This is a genomic window from Mesorhizobium sp. RCAM 05104, from assembly GCF_059683645.1.
In genome coordinates this window covers 4,817,032-4,837,934 of sequence record NZ_CM185033.1, presented here as the reverse complement: position 1 = coordinate 4,837,934, position 20,903 = coordinate 4,817,032, and the positions used below count along the sequence as shown (strand labels likewise).

Genomic DNA, 20,903 nt, shown 5'->3' with positions numbered 1-20,903 from the left:
CGCAAGCGCTGCCTTATTTAAGCTTGGCGTTAAGCTTGCCCATCCGTGCCTGCAGGGGCGTCACCTGCCGGCTTTTCTTCATAACCGCGGTAAAATGGCTTTGGGTTGAAAACCCGGCCAGGTGGGCAATATCGGCGATTGTTATCTGGCTGTCCGCAAGCAGCTTTTCGGCGAAGTCGAGCCGCAGATCGAGCACATATTGGTGCGGTGGCATCCCGAACGTCCTGGAGAAGGCGCGCACGAAGTGATGGGGTGAAAGCCCGCAAATCGCAGCCATCTCGGCAATCGCCAATTTGCGAGTAAAATTTTGATGCAGGAAATCCTGCAACTTGCTCACGCTGCTGTTGGGCAGCCTGCCTTGCGAGTGTATCATCGGCTGTTGGCCAGAATTCGTTCCGGAAGCCGATGCCGCGGAACCATTATCACGCCGCATTTCCAGGCCTTTTGGTACATCCCAGATAGACTTCAATCCATGGCTGTCCTCCCCGTCCCCAATAATTCGTGATTGATCGCATCAGGCCAGCAACGCCAGTCCTTTTCATTTGATTCATTTGATCGACCTGACCAGATGGCAGAACCTCGTAGCGAAGGGCCTTGTGGGGACGGAACTTGGGAATTCTAGAAGTTTTGTGAAAAATTCCAGTCTTTTGATAACCAGCCATCAGCTGTGGCCACTTTGCATATTGGCGCCTTCAGGTCTTGATTGGAGCATAGACGGTCGGCGTTCTTCTCTCGCACTTCATGTGGCGGCCAAGAAGCCTTTAGCCGAAAAGACGGCGAGGTAAGGGAGTTGGGCAATCGCGAACTCGCCGTCGCCGAGCAGCTTTTCTGCGAAGTGCAGGCGCAGATTGATCGGGCGGCGATGCGGCGGTATCCTAGACGCCCGGGCGAACCTTGCCATGAATTGACTCGGTGGCCCCCATGACCGACGCAACTTCGGCCACGTGGACGGCATGGATGACGCTGCCGTGCGCGGCTGCTCTTCTTGCCCGGCACATTCTAGAATATTGCTCAAGACGTATCGAGCTATACGATCGACACCTCGGCAGACGCCGCTTCGCCGAGTCCCGTCAGCATTTTTCACTCGCATCGCCTCAACCGCCTCGCCGCTACTCCATCCCCTATGCTAAACCCAAATCAACGTAGCGCACGGGCCCCGGAAAGGGAAGAACTCCCACGCGCAAAAGAATTCTTTTTCGGGAAGAAACGGAAAAAATACCCGATGCGAGAAAGCCGGCGAGCAGCTACTTCAGCCGGATGGCGTGTCTTCGCCATGTAAGAGTTCAGCGCATCAGCCTGCCAGATCTGTGTTTTTCATTGATTCTCAGACGCTAAGACCGGGTTGAGTGCGGCCAGATCGACAGCTTAGTTCGCCGCCGAGATAGACGGCATCAATGATGCGGCATTAAGCCAGTAGGGTCGCAGCGTACTATTACAGATCACCGCGCCGTCTCTCGTACAAATCCCAGGCGAGTTCCACAAAAGCTAGAAGAACATCGTCCCGATTCCAGCCAGCCGCGACCGCCGCCTGGACAATTTCACGGACGAGAGGCAGCAACTGCGCCTGGCATTCAGCTGGTAGGTCGGCGGCGGCGCCACCGAAGGATGGTCCATGGAAGTCAAACTTCACGATTTAGGGCTCCTCGAATTCTCTCCGCCCGCATATATATGATAGATGGCACTAAACCCAGAATTTATTGGACGTGTGCCTGCGATGGACAATGCCGTATCGAACACTCCTTTTGCTGCGAAATGGTCAAAATCGAGCAAAATTTTGCACCCTATTTGCTTAGGGGCAACTGCTCCGAGCGCCATCTTCCGATTCGTATTGCCGGCTCGCGGTCGTGATGCCAATGTCGTCGTCCTGTTGCTCAAGTCAGACACGAGCATCCTGGCTAAAGTGATCGCCCTCCGCTCCGACGAAGGTACCGCACCGTCGCTGAAGCCTCGATACCGCCTTCGGCACGGGCGATGCCACTGATCTGCTTGGCTTGTTGCGATCACCACCACAGGGCTTTTGCTATGGTCCACGTTCCAGACTGACACCGTTGCTGCGTCGCGGCAGGAAAGTTTGGCCGCGCTGGTCATATCCAAACTAGAGAGCGGAGTAGCCCACGACCATGAGAGCGTCACCGTTTGGGACGACGCAGTTGGCGCGCTGCGCAACCGGGATACGAAATGGATCGACACCAATCTCGGCATCTGGATGCATACTTACTTCGGTCATGACGAGGTTTATGTTCTCGATCCTAGCGACGCGCCCGTTTACGCGTTCGTCAAAGACGCGACTGTCAGGCCCGACGCCTACGATTCGACACGCCCGATCACAGCGCCTCTCATCGCGAAACTCAGGACAAGGCTAAAACGCGGCGACACTGACGGCGTCACGGAGCAGGTGCTGTCGATCGGTGCTTCCGATACGGCGGTTATCTCCGGCCACCCCGCCGTCGTGAGCATCAAGCCTATCGTTTCCGACAGTGGCCATGTTCTCCAAGAAAAAGGTCGGGAGTTTCTACACGTCGCAGTCCGCTACCTCGATGGTAGTCTTCTTGCATCCCTGCGCCAGGACTACCTGCTCGACGGCGCGCGCTTCTCATGGATCAACAGGCTGTCCCCTGGAGAAGCATCTTACGCCCTTGTCGACCGATCCGGCTCCACTGTCGGATTCTTGGTCTGGCAGCCGTACCGGCCTGGCGCGCATGTGCTTTCCCGATTGGCCCCTATGCTGGCAGCGCTGTTCGGGATGGCGTTGTGCGGTGTCATTTTGGTCCTGGTGGGCTTTCGCAAACGCACCCTGAAACTGGTCGAATCCGAGGAGCGGATTTACCATTTGGCCCATAACGACCTGCTCACGGCGCTGCCCAATCGCATCCAGTTCGACGAGCGTCTCAGTGATGAGTTGAGGCGCCTGCCGTTGACCGGCGAACAGATTGCTGTGCTGTATCTCGACCTTGATCGGTTCAAGGAGGTCAACGACAGCTTGGGACATTCCGCCGGGGATGAGTTGCTGAGGGAGTTCGCAGACCGCCTTCGACGGCTTACCACCGAGTCGGACACGGTCGTCCGCATGGGTGGCGACGAATTCACCATTATCTTGCGCGCCGTCCAAGACGAAGATGACGTCAAAGCCCTGTGCCAGCAGTTGATTGAGTCCGCCAGGCGGCCGTTCGAAGTCGCGGGGACCAAGGTTTTGTAGGGGTCAGTGTCGGAGCCGCTTTGGCGCCGAAGGAGGGATTGGATCGGGTCGAATTAGTGAGGAAAGCTGACGTCGCGCTCTATCACGCCAAGGCTGCCGGACGTAGCAGCTACGCGTTGTTCGGAGTCGAAATGGACCATACAATGGCCATGCGTAAAGGGCTGGAACGCGACCTTCGAGAGCGCTGCATGTGCCTGGGCAAATTCGGGTCCACTACCAGCCTCTTTACGTTGCCGACACGGGCAGGATAGCGGGTGTCGAAGCCTTGGTCCGCTGGTCCCACCCCGAGCGCGGTTGGGTCGCCCCGGACCTGTTCATACCATTGGCCGAGGAAATCGGGCTGATCGACCAGCTAGGCGAGCTGGTCTTGCGGCAGGCGTGCCGAGATGCGGTCCATTGGCCGATCGACACCTTGGCGGTCAACGTTTCGGCCTTGCAGCTGAACAACCCGGCCTTCGCCATGAAGGTAACTAGCATCTTGCTGGACGCGCACATTGATCCTCGCCGCGTTGAACTGGAAGTGACCGAAAGTGCACTCGCGGGGCGCGCGTCGAATGCAAGCACAACATTGAGGCGCTGCGGGGGATTGGGGTGCGCTGCGCTCTAGATGATTTCGGCATTGGGTTCTCGTCACTGGCGCGTCTGCAAAATCTGGATGTCGATAGAATCAAAATCGATCGAAGCTTCGTGCAGGGCTTTGGCCGCTCCAACGGTGATGAGGCCATTGTTCAGGCAATCATCAACTTGGCGCGTGCCACTGGACTCAGCACCACTGCGGAAGGTGTTGAGACTGAGAGTCAGCGAGACTATCTGCGCCAGCTCGGCTGCGACCAACTACAAGGGTTCTTGCTCTCCAGGCCAGTCGCAAAGGAGGAAATCCACCGGCTCCTTGAGGGGGTGCCCCAAGTGGTTTTGGCCTAGATGGCTGCTCCTGACCATCCTGCCAGCGGGAACGCTCAGTTGGTCTCCTGAAGATGCATATCGCAACCACGCTTAGCACGTGACGATCCGATCGATATGGATATTCGAGGATTGCGTCTCCCGATGTTGTATGAGGTGCCACTCCGTTATGACGAGAAGCGTATCGAGGACTGCAATCGCTGGTCTCCAACCAGCACCGTGAGCCGCCGGCCCCGGCAGATCGCACTGGCACCCATATGGCCCGTCTGGGTCGATCTTTTTGATGTCGGTTTCAGCGCCGCTGCAGAACCACAAGTGGCGTCGGGATAGCATTCGATCAGAAGTTCCAAGGCCGAACTGAGCGACCCAGTCACATCGATGGAAGCGATTTCCTGATATGATAGGCTTTGTTGGTGGTCGCCTGTAGCCTGTGAGAGTAGAACTTGGAACCCGTTCGGATCCGCTTGGAGATGGGCGTTTGCTGATAACATCGGTCCGATTTGCATCGATCATGTCCCGGCACACACCGGCAAAAGCTTGAGGGGTTGGGAGAAAAGCGATCCCGATATAAAAAACACCGCGCCGAAATATGCTCGTCATTTCAGGGCGTCAGCAGATTTCTTGACTCTGCTTGTTTCCCGGTGCCGGGGCGAAAGCATGATGGCCGCTTCCAAGCGTCCGCGTGCTGTACGCTCCGGGCGACGCGAAGGACAGCCTCCAACCGGGCTGGATGCCTCATGCCGTCGCATGCTGTCTAAATCAATCGCAACCTCCATGACGGGCTTTTTGGGGGGTAAGCCCTAATCTTCGCTCTAAGCTATTGATTTTGTTGATGAACTGGCGGAGAGAGCGGGATTCGAACCCGCGTTACGGTCTCCCGTAAACACACTTTCCAGGCGTGCGCCTTCAACCACTCGGCCACCTCTCCGTCCTTGCATGTCGCGCCGGCCGGTTTCGCCACGCGGGTTGGGGATACGCATCTCCCTTGGGGCTTCGGTGCGGAAATTCCGCTCCATGGATGCCGCCAACCAGCGGACACCCTTCCCCTGCACCTGAGCCGTCAAAGCAACAGGCGCGGGGCTCATCTAGTCGATCCCGCGCCGAATGCCAAGCCATAACGGCGGTCTATTCGCTTTGCCGGCCACACAGCGTTTCACGACGCCGCCGGAGCCCCGTCTTGAGGCGCTGTCCTCGAATGATGTGCACAGGTAAGGCGGCAAGGCCAGCCGCGCTTGACTTCGCCCCCCGCCGTCTGTCGAGTGATGCAGGCTTTGCGGGGGGGCATCGTCCGGACATGACATCGAGCAGTGGAAATCCGGGCAATGAACAGACGCCAGCCAGACGGCCGGACAGCGGGCTGTCCTTCGTACCGGTGGGCTGGCTCATCTTCGTCATGGCGTGGTCGGTCTATGGCCTGGCGTCGGCCTGGTGGCTGGTCGGGAATTCCAGCCTGCCGGACAAGATCTTCTATCTCGTCCTTGGCGGGCTCGCCGCCAACGTCGTCACCATCCTGTGGGGACTTTACCTGCTTGGCCTCGCCTTCGGCCGCTCGGCGCGTTTCCCGCGCCATTTCACCATCTGGCAGATCGCCATCATCATCTGGCTGCTGGCAAGGCAAGCCTATGTGCTTGCCGTGCCTGATTTCGTCTTCTCGGCCAGAGGCCTGGCCATCACCGGTGCCGAAATCGCCATCGGCCTGCTCTGTATCTACCTTCTGCGCCGGGGTTCAGGTGCCGAGACCGTCTACGCCAAGCCGGAACCCGAAGCGCCGCCGGTCTTCGTTTCGATCGTCGCCGCCCTGCTCGGCATCATCCTTGGCGCGGTCATCGGTGCCGTCGCCGGCTTCTTCGCCGGCTCGGTGATTTCAGATGTCACCAGCATGAGCTGCTTCGAAGGCGCCTGCGGCTATTTCGCCGCGTTCATCGGCCTGGCCGGCTTGGTGGTCGGTGCCATTGGCGGCGGCATCGTCGCGGTCTGGCTTGTTCACCGGCGCAGGCGCAAGCCAGTGGCATAGATCGGCTTCAAATTCGCGTATGGCGATTGCGAACCCGGCCTGCGCATTCTATCTCTCGTTCTGAAACGCGCCGAAAGGTCCTCGGGAGGAGCTTGAGCACTGGCCCGGGGGAAAGGTCTCGAATGTTTCGCTTCATCTTTCGTCTTGCCGCAATGGTGGCGCTGTCGATCTCCGTCATCATGGCGGTGCTCAACGCAACGCGCACCGTGGCTGCTTCGGCGCTCGTGCTGACCCCGCTCAACACCAGCTGGCTGGCCGTCTCGCCGGACACCCGGGCGGCTTTCGAAACCTTCGTCCGGGCCAAGGCCGGCCCGCTGCTCTGGGACAGCGTCATCGCCTGGGTGCTCAACCAGCCCGGCTTCGCGGTTTTTGCCGTGCTGGCCTTCCTGCTCTATGCGATCGGTTACCGGCGGCAACGACGCACCGGACAATTCGCCGCCACCTGATCCACTTCCTGCGTCCACCCAGAGAAGGAAGACCGCGCATGTTCTTTCTCAGCGACATGCTGAACAAGAAGCTTCATTTGCCGAAGCCGTCCGAAGCTTTGCCGGGCCGCGCCCGGGCAATCCCGACGACATCCAGACACCACGTCTTGAAAAGGCCCCTCAAGGGACCTTATCCGGAAGGGCTGGACACGGCGATGTTCGGGCTGGGCTGCTTCTGGGGCGCCGAGCGGCTGTTCTGGCAGCTCGAAGGCGTCTGGGTCACGGCGGTCGGCTATGCCGGCGGTTTCACGTCCAATCCGACCTATCAGGAAACCTGCACCGGCCTCACCGGCCATGCTGAAGTGGTGCTGGTGGTCTACGATCCCAAGGTCGTTTCCTATGCCGAGCTTCTGAAGCTGTTCTGGGAAAGCCACGATCCGACGCAAGGCATGCGCCAGGGCAATGATGTCGGCACCACCTACCGCTCCGCGATCTACACGCTCGATGATGCGCAATTCAGCGCGGCAAGTACTTCGCGCGAGGCCTATGAGGCCTCGCTGCGTGCTGCAGGCCACGGCAAGATCACCACCGAGATCGCGCCGGCGCCGGATTTCTACTTCGCCGAAGCCGACCACCAGCAATATCTGGCGAAGAACCCTTATGGCTATTGCAACCTCAAGGGCACCGGCGTCGCCTGCGCCATGCCGGCCGCCGCCTCGGCCTGAAGCCTTCCGCGCAAGGATCAAGCCGCGGCGCGGCCTCCCCGCGCCATGCTTTTCCAAAAGGTCAAAATTCCGCGTGAAATTTGTTTCGGGCCGTGCCAGATTGCCCCCGAGCGGGAGGGGAATACACTCCAGGCTGACGTCGCATGCCTGCCGGCGAACCGGGCAGGCGGGCGGTGCGTAACGGAAAAAATAACCGACAGGGTGTGGATCACATGAAACGTATTGTTCTCGGCCTTCTGGCCGCAACCGCAATGGTTCTTCCGGCTTTCGCCGCGGATGTCCAGCCGGCCATCCTCTATGATCTGGGCGGCAAGTTCGACAAATCCTTCAACGAGGCCGCCTTCCATGGCGCCGAGAAGTTCAAGACCGAGACTGGCACGCCCTATGTCGAGTTCGAAGTGTCCAACGCCTCGCAGCGCGAGCAGGCGCTGCGCCGCTTCGCCGAGGACGGACGCAACCCGATCGTCATGGCCGGCTTTGCCTGGGAGGATGCGCTCAAGGTGGTCGCGAAGGAATATCCTGACCTCAACTTCGCCATCATCGACGATGCCGTCGACCTGCCCAATGTCCGCTCGCTGGTCTTCAAGGAGAACGAAGGCTCCTATCTCGTCGGCATCCTGGCGGCGATGGCCTCGAAGTCGAAGAAGGTCTCTTTCATCGGCGGCATGGACATCCCGCTGATCCGCAAATTCGAATGCGGCTATGTCGGCGGCGCCAAGTCGGCCGGTGCGACGGACGTTATCCAGAACATGACCGGTGACACGCCGGCTGCCTGGAACGACCCGGCCAAGGGCGGCGAGATCGCCAAGACGCAGATCGACCAGGGCTCCGACGTGGTCTATGCCGCGGCCGGCGGCACTGGCGTCGGCGTGCTGCAGGCGGCGGCGGATGCCGGCAAGCTCGGCATCGGCGTCGATTCCAACCAGAACGGCCTGCAGCCCGGCAAGGTGCTTACCTCCATGATGAAGCGCGTCGACGTTGCCGTCTACACCGCCTTCATGGACGGCAAGAACGGCACCTTCAAGGGCGGCCTGCAAAATCTCGGCCTCAAGGAGGGCGGCGTCGACTACGCCATGGACGACAACAACAAGGCGCTGGTGACCGACGAGATGAAGGCGGCGGTCGAAAAGGCCAAGGCCGACATCATCGCCGGCAAGCTCGAAGTGCACGACTATACGGCTGACAACGCCTGCCCGTACTAAGCGGCACATATATTCAACAGAACTGCAAACCGCCGGGTGCAAGCCCGGCGGTTTTGCGTAGGCCTACAGCTTGCCCGCCAGATAACCCAACCCGAAGGCCGCTATCAGTCCGAAGGCGACGGCAAATCCGCGCAGGCCACCAAGTGCTTGCAGGCCGATGCCATGCGGCCTCTGGGGCAGGCCGCGGATCACCGCTGGTGATCCGGCATTGCCCAGTCCGGACGTACGCATCTGCGGCAATTCCGCAATACGCTGCGTGACCAATTGCCAGTGATTGCCGGGCAGGCCACCTGGTTTTTCCGCGCGGTCGAACATGTGCATGCGTTCGGCAAGCTGCACCACCGCATCGCGGAAGGCGGGGTCTATCTCCAGATCGCGCTCGGCCCGTTCGCGGTCCGCGTCGTTCATCAGGCCGAGCACATAATCGCCGGCCCTTGCTGTGCGGTCGCTCATGGCTTGTGCTCCCCTTCCCTACCAGTGCGGCGGCTTGGTGATCGGCACGTCGGGTGCCGCCTGTTCCTCCAGCGCCAGGAAACGGTCGGCCAGCGCATCGAGCTTGCGCTGCATGCGCTCGATCACCTTCCACTGCTCGGCGATCTGGCCCGACAGTTCCTCGATGGTCTGTTCCTGTTCGGCGGCGCGAATTTCCAGCGTCGTCAGCCGATCGGCGGGCATGGTCATTCCAAATCCCCAGTCTGCACCGCAATGCCTCGCGCCGCGGCGTTGCGACGGCTTGGCCATATTAGCAAATGTGTAGGCCCCGGCCACGTTGGAAATTGACAAGCGCACCGGGATTTGTCGAGAGTGGACGCCGCTCCGGCAATTGGCACGGGCGGAGCGTCATGCTAGGCGTTTTGACCAAGCGATAAAAAAATAAGAGTGGGACAGGCTGCATGGCGCAAGCCGCAATCGAGCTGATCGGCATCAACAAGAGTTTTGGCGCCGTGCGCGCCAACCGCGACATCAATCTGGAGATCGCGCGCGGCACCATCCACGGCATTGTCGGCGAGAACGGCGCTGGCAAGTCGACGCTGATGTCGATCCTCTATGGCTTCTATCAGGCCGACAGCGGCGAGATCCGCGTCGGCGGCCAGCCGGCATCGATCAGCACGCCCAACGATGCCATCGCGCTCGGCATCGGCATGGTGCATCAGCATTTCATGCTGGTCGACAATTTCTCGGTCTTGGAGAACATCATCCTCGGCGCCGAAAGCGATGCGCTGCTGAAAAGGAGCATCGCCAAGGCGCGCTCGGAACTCGAGCGTCTCGAGCGCGAATACGGGCTGGAAGTCGACCCCGATGCGATCGTCGAGGAATTGCCGGTCGGCCTGCAGCAGCGCGTCGAGATCCTCAAGGCGCTCTATCGCGGCGCAGAGATCCTGATCCTCGACGAACCGACGGGCGTGCTCACACCCGCCGAGGCCGACCACCTGTTCCGCATCCTCAAGCAGTTGAAGGAACAGGGCAAGACCGTGGTGCTGATCACCCACAAGCTGCGCGAGATCATGGCCATCACCGACACGGTGTCGGTGATGCGCCAGGGAACGATGGTGGCGACGCGCGAGACGAAGAAAACAACGGTGGAGGAACTGGCCGAACTCATGGTCGGGCGCCGCGTGCTGCTCCGGGTCGAAAAAGGCGAAGCCGCCGCCGGCGACGTCAAGCTCGCGGTCAAGAACCTGACCGTCAGGGATTCTCGCGGCGTCACCATGGTCGACGACATCTCCTTCGACATTCGAGCCGGCGAGATCGTCGGCATCGCCGGTGTCGCCGGCAACGGACAATCCGAACTGCTCGAGGCGATTTCGGGCATCCGGCGCGCCGTTTCCGGCTCGGTCATGCTCGACGGCAAACCGATCGACCTCACAGGTGCGGCCGATCCCGGTGAGTTGCGCGACCGGGGCCTCGCCCATGTGCCGGAGGACCGCCATCATGTCGGGCTGGTGCTGGCCTTCGAGGAGAACGAGAATTCCATTCTCGGCTATCACGACGACCCCCGCTACCTCAAAGGGCCGTTCCTCAACATCGACGCCATCCGCAACGATGCCAAGGACAAGATCGCCAAATACGATATCCGCCCGACGGATTGCCGGCTGAAGACGGCCAATTTCTCCGGCGGCAACCAGCAGAAGATCGTGCTCGCGCGGGAAATGGAACAAGACCCCGGCGTACTGATCGTCGGCCAGCCGACGCGCGGCGTCGATGTCGGCGCCATCGAATTCATCCACAAGCGCCTGATCGCCATGCGCGACCAGGGCAAGGCCGTGCTGGTGGTCTCGGTCGAGCTCGACGAGATCCGTTCGCTCTCCGACCGCATCCTGGTGATGTTCGCCGGCCGCATCGTCGGCGAACGCGGTCCCGAGGCAAGCGAGGGTGAACTGGGTCTCCTGATGGCAGGCGTCGAGCACCAGGAGGCCGCGCAATGAGCACGCCTTACGCCAAATTGCCGGCCTGGGCCGATTATGGCCTGATCCCGCTGATCAATCTGTTCGTTGCCTTCGTCGTCGCCGGTTTCGTCGTGCTTCTAGTCGGCGAAAATCCGTTCCGCGCCGCCGTCATCCTGGTCGAAGGCGCTTTCGGCAAGGGAACCGGCATCGCCTTCACCCTTTTCTATGCCACCACATTCATATTCACCGGGCTTTCGGTGGCGGTGGCAGCGCATTGCGGCCTGTTCAACATCGGCACCGAGGGGCAGGCTTACATCGCCGGCCTTGGTATCGCCATCGTCTGTCTTGCCTTCGACAGCGTGCTGCCATGGTGGCTCACTTTCCCACTGGCCATCGTCGCTTCGGCGGTCGTCGGAGCGTTGTGGGCGCTTATCCCGGCCTATCTGCAGGCCAAGCGCGGCTCGCACATCGTCATCACCACAATCATGTTCAACTTCATCGCCGCCTCGATCATGGTTTTCCTGCTGGTAGGCCCATTGAAGCCGGCAGGGTCGCAGGCGCCGCAGACGCGCAACTTCCTCGCAGGCGCGGAACTGCCGAAGCTTAACTGGGTCATCGAACTGTTCGGCGCCAAGATCCATTCGGCCCCCCTCAACATCACCTTCCTGCTGGCGCTGATCATGGCCTTCCTGGTCTGGCTGCTGATCTGGCGCACCAAGCTCGGCTACGAGATGCGCACCTACGGTCACAGCCCGAAGGCGGCTCGCTATGCCGGCATTTCGGAGACCCGCATCATCATCACCGCCATGATGATCTCGGGGGCTCTGGCCGGCATGATGGCGCTCAACCCGGTGATGGGCGACCAGCACAATGTCGCGATCGATTTTGTCAGCGGCGCCGGTTTCGTCGGCATCGCGGTTGCGCTGATGGGCCGTCTGCACCCTGTCGGCATCGTGCTGGCGGCGATCCTGTTCGGCATGCTTTACCAGGGCGGCGCAGAGCTCGCCTTCGAGATGCCGGCAATCAGCCGCGACATGATCGTCATCATCCAGGGTCTGGTCATCCTCTTTGCCGGCGCGCTCGAGCATATGTTCCGGCCTTACATCCAGGCGCTGTTCGCTTCGTTCAGTCCGAGAACAGTCGGCATGGAAGCGGTCAAAGGGAAGGGTGCCTGAGATGGGTGTCTTCATTGCCATCGTGCAGATACTCGACTCGACCATCCGACTGTCGGTGCCGCTGCTGCTCGCCTGCCTCGCCGGCCTCTATTCGGAGCGCGCCGGCATCTTCGACATCGGGCTGGAGGGCAAGATGCTGGTCGGGGCTTTTGCCGGTGCCGCGGCCGCTTCCGTTTTCCATTCGGCCTTGCTCGGCCTCGGCATGGCCATCCTGATCTCGGTCGCGTTTGCCATGATCCACGGCTTTGCCTCGATCACCCATCGCGGAAACCAGATCGTCTCCGGCGTGGCGATCAATTTCATCGCCGCCGGGTCGACCATCATTCTCGGCCAGGCCTGGTTCCAGCAAGGCGGGCGCACGCCGGCGCTGCAGCCGGGCGAGCGGTTCGACGCGATTGTCTGGCCCGGCGCCGATGCGGTCAGGGAGGTGCCGATCCTGGGACCGATCTATTCGGAACTGATCTCCGGCCACTCGATCCTGGTCTATCTCGCTTTCCTGATGGTGCCCTTCACCTGGTGGGTGCTGTTCCGCACCCGCTTTGGCCTGCGGCTGCGCGCCGTCGGCGAAAACCCGGCCGCCGTCGACACGGCCGGCATTTCCGTTGCCTGGCTGCGCTACCGGGCGCTGATCTGCACTGGCATCCTGACCGGCATCGCCGGAGCCTACCTGTCGATGGTGCAGAATGGCGGCTTCGTGAAGGACATGACCGCCGGCAAGGGCTACATCGCGCTGGCCGCGCTGATCTTCGCCAAGTGGAAGCCGGTCAACGCCATGTTCGCCTGTCTGTTGTTCGGCTTCCTCGACGCGCTGTCTATCCGCCTCCAGGGCTCGCCACTGCCCATCATCGGCAAGGTGCCGGTGCAGTTCATGCAGGCGCTGCCTTACATCCTCACCGTCATCCTGCTCGCCGGCTTCATCGGGAAGGCGATTCCGCCGCGTGCCGGTGGTGTGCCCTACGTCAAGGAACGCTGAGCCCAAACTGCGGGGTCCGCTCAGGCTAATGCATGTCGCTCGAAAAATGGCCCCGATCTTGAGACGACGACAAGCTGGAAACAATACTTGAAGCGCGTCGAATGAATCCATTTCGACGCGACGCGCTTCAAGCGGGATGTCGGGTTTTGGACACGATCATCGGAGAGAACAACTGAATGTCGCATGATCTGTTCGAGGCGGCCAAGGCGGCCATGGCCAAGGCCTATGCGCCCTATTCTAAGTTTCCGGTGGGGGCAGCACTTCGCACCGAGGATGGACGCGTCTTTGCCGGCGCCAACATCGAAATTGCCTCCTATCCGGAAGGCTGGTGCGCCGAAACCACCGCGCTTGGCCATTACATCATGGGTGGCGGCGGCAAGATCGTCGAAATTGCCGTCGTTGCCGAACGCATGGCGAAATGCTCGCCTTGCGGCGGCTGCCGTCAGCGGCTGGCCGAATTCTGCCGGCCGGACACAAAGCTCTATCTCTGTGACAATACCGGCGTCGCCGAAACTGTGACCATGGGCGAGATGCTGCCCTACGGCTTCCGGGGCGATATCCTGAAATGAAGAGCTGGGTGCAATGATGGAAAAGGCGCTGGACCATCTCGTCGAAAGGCTGGACGGCCTGGCACCGACGGCCGCGCTGGTGCTGGGTTCGGGCCTGGGCGGGCTGGTCGACCAGATCGAGGATCCGATCCGTGTCCCCTATGCCGACTTGCCGGGTTTTCCCCGAAGCGGCGTCACCGGCCACGCCGGCGAAGTGGTGGCGGGGCTGTTTGCCGGCGTGCCGGTGCTGACGCTGTCCGGCCGCGCCCACTATTACGAGCATGGCAACGCCGCGGCGATGCGGCCGGTGCTGGAAGTGCTTTCCGGTATCGGCATCACAAAACTGATCCTCACCAATGCCGCCGGTTCGGTCGATCCGGATATGCTGCCGGGCTCGGTGATGCTGATCACCGACCACATCAATTTCTCGGGCACCAATCCGCTGATCGGCGAGCCCAGCGACCGCCGCTTCGTCGGCCTGACCGAAGCCTATGATGCCGGTATCCGCAAGGCGCTCGAACGCGCGGCGAAGGCGACCGACACCGCGCTTCACAAGGGCGTCTACATGTGGTTTTCCGGTCCCTGCTTCGAAACGCCCGCCGAAATCCGCATGGCGCGCATCATGGGCGCCAACGCCGTCGGCATGTCGACCGTGCCGGAGGTCATCCTCGCCCGCTTCCTTGGGCTGCGTGTCGCGGCCTGCTCCGTAATCACCAACCTGGCGGCCGGCATGACCGGGGCTGAGCTTTCGCACCAGGAGACCAAGGACATGGCGCCGGTCGGTGGTGCGCGGCTGGCGACGATCCTGCAGCATTTGTTCCAGGAAGGTTTGCTGGATGGGTGAAGCGGTTTTTGCCCTCGCCCTTGTGGAGAGGGTCGACGAGCGGGCCCTGTCCGCCCCGCTCCGCTGTGTGGAACGGCCTTCCCGGGCAAGCCACTGGTCTTGCGCGTCCTTCGGACCCCCGCAAGGGGAAAGGTAAAGCGCCATGCTCCCGCAAGAAATCATCCGCCGCAAGCGTGATGGCCTGAAACTGTCGGCGCAAGAGATCACCAGCTTCGTCACGGGCGTGACCGACGGCGCCGTTTCGGATGGCCAGGTCGGCGCCTTCGCCATGGCGGTGTTCTTCAACGGCATGAACCGTGACGAAGCGGTGGCGCTGACGCTGGCCATGCGCGATTCCGGCGACGTCCTCGACTGGTCGGACCTGCCCGGCCCGGTCACCGACAAGCATTCCACAGGCGGCGTCGGCGACAATGTCTCGCTGATGCTGGCGCCAATCGTCGCCGCTTGCGGCGCTTATGTGCCGATGATTTCCGGCCGTGGCCTCGGCCACACCGGCGGCACGCTGGACAAGATGGACGCGATCCCCGGCTATGTCAGCCAACCCGATATCGCGCTGTTTCGCAAGGCGGTGCTCGAAACCGGTTGCGCCATCATCGGCCAGACCGCCGATCTCGCCCCCGCCGACCGCCGGCTCTATGCAATCCGCGACGTTACCGGCACGGTCGAATCGGTGCCGCTGATCACCGCTTCGATCCTGTCGAAGAAACTGGCCGCCGGCCTGCAGTCGCTGGTGCTCGACGTCAAGGTCGGCAACGGCGCCTTCATGGAAAAGTCGCGCGACGCGACGGCCCTCGCCAACAGCCTGGTCGAAATCGCCAGCGGCGCCGGTCTGAAGGCCTCGGCATTGATTACTGGCATGAACGAGCCGCTGGCCTCGGCTGCGGGCAATGCCGTAGAGGTGCGCAATGCCGTCGATTTCCTCACCGGTCGTCTTCGTGACCGTCGGCTGGAGGACGTGACACTGGCGCTGGCCGCTGAGATGCTGCAGTTGGCGGGACTGGTGTCATCGAACCAGGATGGCATGCGCCGCGCCAGCGAAACGCTCGCCAGCGGCCGTGCCGCCGCCACCTTCGCGCGCATGGTGGCTGCTCTCGGTGGCCCCGCCGATTTCATCGAGAAGCCGGAGAAATATTTGCCGACGGCAGCGACCGAATTTGCCGTCAAGGCGACCGAAGACGGTTTCGTCACCGGTATCGCGACCCGCGACATCGGGCTCGCCGTGGTTGGCCTGGGAGGCGGGCGCACACGGCCGGACGACAAGGTCGACCCCGCGGTCGGCATCACCAGGCTGCTGCCCATCGGCGCCGAGGTCAGGACTGGCGAGCCCCTCGCATTGATCCACGCCCGTTCGCCGTCCGATGCCGAGGCCGCCGCCGACGCCGTGCTTTCGGCCTATGCGATCGGCGCTTCGAAACCGGCCGCCGACAAGTCGGTGATCAGGCGGATTCTGCCGCGCGGCTAATTACTGGACAAGCAGCAGCGTGCCGTTCTCGGCCTGGTATTTACTGAGCCTATTGAGGAAGCTCATTCCGATCAGGTTGGTGTGCAAAGCCCTGTCGTCGAGCACGATGACCTGGACGTCATCAACGGTAATGGTGCCGATCTGTAGCCGGTCGATCGATGCCACGGCAGCCTTGATCGTGCCGTTGGCGGTGTTGACCTGGTGGCTGAAATCGGAAGGGTTGAGCGACAACCCGATCCTGCGTGCCGTTGAGGTGTTGATGGCGACCAGTGTCGCGCCGGTGTCGATCATGCCGTCGACCTGACGTCCGTTCAGCTTGAAGGCCGACGAGAAGTGCCCGCGCTCGTCCGCCGTAACGACAACCTTGCGGCCGAGCGGCAGCGGCGCCGCCGGCTTGCCGGGGACCGATGCCAGGTTGACGTCGGGCTGGGCCTCCACCGCGGGCTTGCTCGTCGCCGTCGATTTCAGCAGGTTTTCGAGGATCCGCGGATTCGACTGATACACAATCGGTATCGATGCCGATGCACCGGCAAAAACGCCAAGGATGAGAAACTTGCGCAGCATGGATCGGCCTTTGTGACCGCCAATCCTTAATCCCGGATGGTGTTTGCCGCTTTAACGCGCGCCAGAACCGGCCCTTTGCGTAAACGTTTGGTAAATCGTACCAGGCAACTTGGTACTACTTGGTCCCGTACATGCGGTCGCCGGCGTCGCCGAGGCCAGGCATGATGTAGCCCTTCTCGTTGAGCTGGCGATCGATGGAAGCGGTGAAGACCGGAACGTCCGGATGCGCCTTGGTGAAGCGTTCGATGCCTTCGGGCGCCGCCAGCAGGCAGAGGAAGCGGATGTTGGTGGCGCCGCGCCCCTTCAGCTTGTCGATCGCCGCGATCGCCGAATTGGCGGTCGCCAGCATCGGATCGACGACGATGACCAGCCGGTCGGCGAGATCGCTCGGCGCCTTGAAGAAATACTCGACCGCCTCCAGCGTTTCGTGGTCGCGGTAGAGGCCGATATGGGCCACGCGGGCCGCCGGCACCAGGTCGAGCAGGCCTTCCAGCAAACCGTTGCCAGCGCGCAGCACCGAGGCAAAGACCAGTTTCTTGCCCTCCAGCGTCGGCGCCTCCATGGTCTCGATCGGTGTTTCGATCGTCGTCGTCGTCAATTCGAGGTTGCGCGTGACCTCGTAGCCGAGCAGCAGCGAGATCTCGCGCAGCAGCCGCCGGAAGCCGGCCGTCGAAGTTTCCTTCTTGCGCATGATGGTCAGCTTGTGCTGGACAAGCGGATGGTCGACGACGGTGACGCCCTTCATGATATTCTCCTGATGCGTGTCGCCCGAAAGCGCGCGCATGGACCCTTTCGGACGCGCCGCGCTTCAAGCTGCTTGGGCGAACCCTAGCGGCAATGCGCCGGCCAAGGAACCGCTTGGCCTGCACCGACCACAGCTTTGTCGGAAGAAATCAGCGGGAGGCGCCGTTCAGGCGGGCAAGAAGCGCGGTCTTGGTCTTCCTGTCGACGAAGGCGGCTTCGATGGCGGTGCGGGTAACGGCGGTGAGCGCCTTTTCGTTCATCGAGAAATGCTCGGCGGCGATGTCGTATTCGCGCTTCAGCGAGGTCCAGAAATAGGGCGGATCGTCGGAATTCAGTGTCACCTTGCAGCCGGCGGCCCGCAGGGCCGGAAAGGGATGATCGGCGAAACTGTCGAACACCTTGAGCGCGATGTTGGAGCCGGGACAGCATTCCAGCACCACGCCCTCGTCGGCGATGCGCCGGACAAGGTCCGGGTTCTCGATGGCGCGCACGCCATGGCCGATGCGGGACGGGCGGATGTGATCGAGCGCCGCCTGGACAGTCTCCCAGCCCGTCAGTTCACCGGCATGGACGGTAATGCCGAGCCCGGCTTCGCGGGCGATCTCGAAAGCCCTGACATAGTCCTCCATCTCGCCTACCCGCTCGTCGCCGGCGACGCCGAAGCCGGTGACCAGCGGATGCCCGCAGCGCGCCGCGAAGCGTGCCGCCTGCTCGATCGACTCGACGCCGACATGACGCACGCCGGTGACGATCATGCGGCCCTCGATGCCGGTCTTGGCCTTGGCCCGCGCCATGCCTTCGCCGAGCGCATCGGTGTAGGCCTTGGGCGACAGGCCGGCCTTCTTGGCATGATCCGGCGAGGTGAAAACCTCGGAATAGATCGCCCCGTCGCGGGCGAGGCTGGTCAGATAATGATCGGCCAGCCGCGCATAGTCCTCCTCCGTCCGGAACAGATCGGAGGAAAAGTCGTAAGCCGCGAGGAAGGACGTGAAATCGTGCCAGACGAATGAACCGTTCCGGATATAGGGGGAGGTGTCCTTGCCGTATTTCTGCGCCTGGCGGATGACGAGTTCGGGCGCCGCTGCCCCTTCAATGTGGCAGTGCAATTCCGCTTTCAAAAGCATTCAATCATCCCGTCGGTCAGTCCAGGTCTTGAAAACCCACCACCTGGAAGCGCGGCCGAACACCGCGCCTTAAACAATAGCGCCCGCACCATCGATCGGCTATGGTCCCGCCGGTTTTATGACGGATCAAAAAAATGTCAGTTGAGAGAACCACGGCCGCGGGCGGCATGGAGACCTCCTATGGTTTCAAGCGTGTAGGGGCTGGCGACAAGCAGTCCCTGGTCAACGATGTTTTCCACAAGGTCGCCAACCGCTACGACCTGATGAACGATCTGATGTCGGCTGGCCTGCATCGGCTGTGGAAGGATGCCATGGTCACCTGGCTCAATCCGCCAAAGCGGGCGGGCTGGCGCGTGCTCGACGTTGCCGGCGGCACCGGCGATATCGCCTTCCGCATCGTCGAGGCCAGCAACGGTCAGGCCCATGCCACGGTGCTCGACATCAATGGCTCGATGCTTGCCGTAGGCCGCGACCGGGCCGAAAAGAAGGGCCTGTCCGGCAACACCGATTTCGTCGAGGCCAACGCCGAGGAACTGCCCTTCGCTGACGCCACCTTCGACGCCTACACCATCGCTTTCGGCATTCGCAACGTGCCGCGCATCGATGTCGCGCTCAGCGAGGCATTCCGCGTGCTGAAGCCGGGCGGGCGGTTCCTGTGCCTCGAATTTTCCGAAGTCGAGATGCCGCTGCTCGACAAGGCCTACGAAGCCTGGTCGTTCAACGCCATCCCAAGGATCGGCAAGATGGTCACCGGCGACGGCGAGCCCTATTCCTATCTGGTCGAATCGATCGCCAGGTTTCCCAACCAGGCGAATTTTGCTTCCATGATCACCCGCGCGGGCTTCGATCGCGTCTCTTTCCGCAACTATTCCGGCGGCATCGCGGCGCTGCATTCGGGCTGGAAGCTTTGAGGCCGTCAAGCATTTCTCATGATCGATGTGCCCTGCGCCGGTTGAAGAACCCGGCGGGACGGGTGCAGCCATGAGCACTGTCAGCGCAGGATTTCGGCTGGTGCGGGCCGGCTGGGTGCTGGTCCGCGAGGGCGTCGTCGCCGCCTTGCCGGGCGAGGAACTGAACGGCCTGCCCAAATTCGGCTGGCGGCTGGCGCGGCTGTTCACCCGCCGCCGCGCGCTCGCCTATGAGCGCAGCGACCGGCTGGCCAAGGCGGTGGTCCGGCTCGGGCCGTCCTATGTCAAGCTCGGCCAGTTCCTGGCGACACGGCCCGACGTCGTCGGCAATGACATGGCGCTCGATCTCGCCATGTTGCAGGACAAGATGCACACCTTCCCCAAGGCCGAGGCGATCGCGGCGATCGAAGCCTCGCTCGGGCGCAAGGTCGGCGATCTCTATGCGCAATTCGGTGATCCGGTTGCCGCCGCCTCCATCGCCCAGGTCCATGCCGCCGACACCATCCATGACGGCGTTGCCACTAAGGTGGCGGTCAAGGTCATCCGGCCGGGCGTGCGCCGCCGCTTCTTCCAGGATCTCGAAAGCTATTTCCTCGCCGCTCGCCTTCAGGAGAAATACATCCCGTCGTCACGCCGGTTGCGGCCGGTCGAGGTGACCGAGACGCTGGCGCAGACCACCAAGATCGAAATGGATCTTCGCCTCGAGGCGGCCGCTCTTTCGGAGCTCGGCGAGAACACCAGGGATGATCCTGGCTTCCGTGTGCCATCCGTCGACTGGGAGCGCACCGGGCGCGACGTGTTGACCATGGAATGGGTCGACGGCATCAAGATGAACGATATTGCCGGCCTGGAGGCTGCCGGGCACGATCTGAAGGCGATCGCTGCCAACCTCATCCAGTCGTTCCTGCGCCATACTTTGCGCGACGGCTTCTTCCACGCCGACATGCATCCGGGCAATTTGTTCGTCGAGGCGAACGGCACCATCGTCGCCGTCGATCTCGGTATTGCCGGCAGGCTTGGCAAGAAGGAGCGCCGCTTCCTCGCCGAAATCCTCTATGGCTTCATCACACGCGACTACCTGCGTGTCGCCGAGGTGCATTTCGAGGCAGGCTACGTGCCGCGCCAGCACAATGTCGCGGCTTTCGCACAGGCGATCCGCGCCATCGGCGAGCCGATCCACGGCCAGCCGGCCGAGACCATTTCGATGGCCAAGCTTTTGACGCTGCTGTTCGAAGTGACCGAACTCTTCGACATGGCGACGCGGCCGGAACTGATCCTGTTGCAGAAGACCATGGTGGTGGTCGAGGGTGTGGCGCGCACGCTCGACCCGGCCTTCAACATGTGGAAGACGGCCGAGCCGGTGGTCGGCGGCTGGATCGCCGGCAACCTTGGCCCGCGCGGTATGATGATCGATGTACGCGATAGCGCCAAGGCGCTGCTGACGCTGGCCCGCCAGGCGCCGGAGCTCGCCGCGCGCACCGAGCGGCTGTCGCGTGAGATCGACCTGATGGCCGAGCACGGCCTGCGCTTCGACGAGACCACTGCCCGTGCCATCGGCAAGGCCGAGGCGCGCTACAGCCGTTCCGGTCGCCTGGCGTTGTGGGTGATCGCGCTGACGCTGGTCTATATCGCCTGGAAGATCATCTAGCGCCAAAGCGGAATCCTGCTTCGGAACTTGCAGCGATTTGATTGCATTGCTATCATTGAGATCG

General features: G+C 62.0%; 20 protein-coding genes, 1 tRNA gene and 2 pseudogenes. 14 read left to right on the top strand and 9 right to left on the bottom strand.

What is annotated here, in order from left to right; translation table 11 throughout:
• Positions 1-13: 13 nt before the first annotated feature.
• From AC56QP_RS23750 to AC56QP_RS23740, 3 genes are all read right to left on the bottom strand, one after another.
• Positions 14-469: a helix-turn-helix domain-containing protein gene (locus AC56QP_RS23750; RefSeq protein WP_489863240.1), complete on the bottom strand. Its 456-nt coding sequence runs from the start codon at positions 467-469 to the stop codon at positions 14-16.
• A 270-nt stretch (positions 470-739) separates the two neighbouring features.
• Positions 740-901 (bottom strand): hypothetical protein, encoded by a 162-nt coding sequence (locus AC56QP_RS23745; protein WP_489863241.1) that lies wholly within the window; start codon positions 899-901, stop codon positions 740-742.
• A 531-nt stretch (positions 902-1,432) separates the two neighbouring features.
• Complete coding sequence (locus tag AC56QP_RS23740) at positions 1,433-1,633, bottom strand: hypothetical protein (protein ID WP_489863534.1); 201 nt, start codon at positions 1,631-1,633, stop codon at positions 1,433-1,435.
• Between the two features lie 384 nt (positions 1,634-2,017).
• On the opposite strand from AC56QP_RS23740, the pseudogene AC56QP_RS23735 reads away from it, so the two are divergent.
• Both AC56QP_RS23735 and AC56QP_RS23730 read left to right on the top strand, forming a co-directional pair.
• Positions 2,018-3,447: pseudogene (locus AC56QP_RS23735) on the top strand (diguanylate cyclase domain-containing protein).
• Positions 3,387-4,117, top strand: a pseudogene (locus AC56QP_RS23730) (putative bifunctional diguanylate cyclase/phosphodiesterase). Before AC56QP_RS23735 ends, AC56QP_RS23730 begins: the two co-directional pseudogenes overlap by 61 nt.
• An 817-nt stretch (positions 4,118-4,934) precedes the next feature.
• Here AC56QP_RS23730 and AC56QP_RS23725 read toward each other — a convergent pair.
• Positions 4,935-5,024, bottom strand: a tRNA-Ser gene (locus AC56QP_RS23725).
• Between the two features lie 366 nt (positions 5,025-5,390).
• On the opposite strand from AC56QP_RS23725, the gene AC56QP_RS23720 reads away from it, so the two are divergent.
• The 4 genes from AC56QP_RS23720 to AC56QP_RS23705 all read left to right on the top strand — a co-directional run bounded on the left by AC56QP_RS23720 (position 5,391) and on the right by AC56QP_RS23705 (position 8,462).
• On the top strand, positions 5,391-6,110 hold the full coding sequence (locus AC56QP_RS23720) for a hypothetical protein (RefSeq protein WP_489863242.1): 720 nt from the start codon (positions 5,391-5,393) through the stop codon (positions 6,108-6,110).
• Positions 6,111-6,232: 122 nt separating this feature from the next.
• Complete coding sequence (locus AC56QP_RS23715; protein ID WP_489863243.1) at positions 6,233-6,556, top strand: hypothetical protein; 324 nt, start codon at positions 6,233-6,235, stop codon at positions 6,554-6,556.
• A 38-nt stretch (positions 6,557-6,594) separates the two neighbouring features.
• Positions 6,595-7,260 (top strand): peptide-methionine (S)-S-oxide reductase MsrA, encoded by a 666-nt coding sequence (gene msrA / locus AC56QP_RS23710; RefSeq protein WP_489863244.1) that lies wholly within the window; start codon positions 6,595-6,597, stop codon positions 7,258-7,260.
• A 212-nt stretch (positions 7,261-7,472) separates the two neighbouring features.
• Positions 7,473-8,462 carry a BMP family lipoprotein gene (locus tag AC56QP_RS23705; RefSeq protein WP_489863245.1) on the top strand — a complete coding sequence of 330 codons (990 nt, stop codon included), beginning with the start codon at positions 7,473-7,475 and terminating at the stop codon, positions 8,460-8,462.
• A 63-nt stretch (positions 8,463-8,525) separates the two neighbouring features.
• On the opposite strand, the gene AC56QP_RS23700 is transcribed toward AC56QP_RS23705, so the two are convergent.
• Positions 8,526-8,915, bottom strand: a complete 390-nt coding sequence (locus AC56QP_RS23700) for a hypothetical protein (protein WP_489863246.1) — start codon at positions 8,913-8,915, stop codon at positions 8,526-8,528.
• A gap of 18 nt (positions 8,916-8,933) precedes the next feature.
• Positions 8,934-9,143, bottom strand: a complete 210-nt coding sequence (locus AC56QP_RS23695; protein ID WP_489863247.1) for a SlyX family protein — start codon at positions 9,141-9,143, stop codon at positions 8,934-8,936.
• Between the two features lie 212 nt (positions 9,144-9,355).
• Between AC56QP_RS23695 and AC56QP_RS23690 the strand changes: the two genes are divergently transcribed.
• The 6 genes from AC56QP_RS23690 (at position 9,356) to deoA (ending at position 15,851) form a co-directional block, all read left to right on the top strand.
• Positions 9,356-10,888: an ABC transporter ATP-binding protein gene (locus AC56QP_RS23690; RefSeq protein ID WP_489863248.1), complete on the top strand. Its 1,533-nt coding sequence runs from the start codon at positions 9,356-9,358 to the stop codon at positions 10,886-10,888.
• A complete protein-coding gene (locus tag AC56QP_RS23685) occupies positions 10,885-12,024 on the top strand; it encodes an ABC transporter permease (protein ID WP_497101012.1) in 1,140 nt (379 codons plus the stop codon). The genes AC56QP_RS23690 and AC56QP_RS23685 overlap by 4 nt, the downstream gene beginning before the upstream one ends.
• A 1-nt stretch (position 12,025) precedes the next feature.
• Positions 12,026-12,997 (top strand): ABC transporter permease, encoded by a 972-nt coding sequence (locus AC56QP_RS23680; protein WP_489863249.1) that lies wholly within the window; start codon positions 12,026-12,028, stop codon positions 12,995-12,997.
• Between the two features lie 176 nt (positions 12,998-13,173).
• Positions 13,174-13,566: a cytidine deaminase gene (gene cdd / locus AC56QP_RS23675; RefSeq protein WP_489863250.1), complete on the top strand. Its 393-nt coding sequence runs from the start codon at positions 13,174-13,176 to the stop codon at positions 13,564-13,566.
• Positions 13,567-13,579: 13 nt separating this feature from the next.
• Positions 13,580-14,389, top strand: coding sequence for a purine-nucleoside phosphorylase (locus AC56QP_RS23670; RefSeq protein ID WP_489863251.1), 810 nt, complete (start codon positions 13,580-13,582; stop codon positions 14,387-14,389).
• A 142-nt stretch (positions 14,390-14,531) separates the two neighbouring features.
• A complete protein-coding gene (gene deoA / locus AC56QP_RS23665) occupies positions 14,532-15,851 on the top strand; it encodes a thymidine phosphorylase (RefSeq protein ID WP_489863252.1) in 1,320 nt (439 codons plus the stop codon).
• Here deoA and AC56QP_RS23660 read toward each other — a convergent pair whose 3' ends face one another.
• The 3 genes from AC56QP_RS23660 to AC56QP_RS23650 form a co-directional block, all read right to left on the bottom strand.
• Positions 15,852-16,415 carry a TIGR02281 family clan AA aspartic protease gene (locus tag AC56QP_RS23660; RefSeq protein ID WP_489863253.1) on the bottom strand — a complete coding sequence of 188 codons (564 nt, stop codon included), beginning with the start codon at positions 16,413-16,415 and terminating at the stop codon, positions 15,852-15,854.
• Between the two features lie 115 nt (positions 16,416-16,530).
• Positions 16,531-17,160 carry a uracil phosphoribosyltransferase gene (upp, locus tag AC56QP_RS23655; protein ID WP_010911460.1) on the bottom strand — a complete coding sequence of 210 codons (630 nt, stop codon included), beginning with the start codon at positions 17,158-17,160 and terminating at the stop codon, positions 16,531-16,533.
• Positions 17,161-17,308: 148 nt separating this feature from the next.
• The gene (locus AC56QP_RS23650) at positions 17,309-18,283 is read right to left on the bottom strand and encodes an adenosine deaminase (protein ID WP_489863254.1); all 975 of its coding nucleotides are present in this window, start codon (positions 18,281-18,283) and stop codon (positions 17,309-17,311) included.
• Between the two features lie 134 nt (positions 18,284-18,417).
• Between AC56QP_RS23650 and ubiE the strand changes: the two genes are divergently transcribed.
• Both ubiE and ubiB read left to right on the top strand, forming a co-directional pair.
• Positions 18,418-19,194, top strand: a complete 777-nt coding sequence (gene ubiE, locus AC56QP_RS23645) for a bifunctional demethylmenaquinone methyltransferase/2-methoxy-6-polyprenyl-1,4-benzoquinol methylase UbiE (protein WP_489863255.1) — start codon at positions 18,418-18,420, stop codon at positions 19,192-19,194.
• Positions 19,195-19,264: 70 nt separating this feature from the next.
• On the top strand, positions 19,265-20,839 hold the full coding sequence (gene ubiB, locus AC56QP_RS23640) for a 2-polyprenylphenol 6-hydroxylase (RefSeq protein WP_489863256.1): 1,575 nt from the start codon (positions 19,265-19,267) through the stop codon (positions 20,837-20,839).
• The last annotated feature ends 64 nt before the right edge of the window (positions 20,840-20,903 follow it).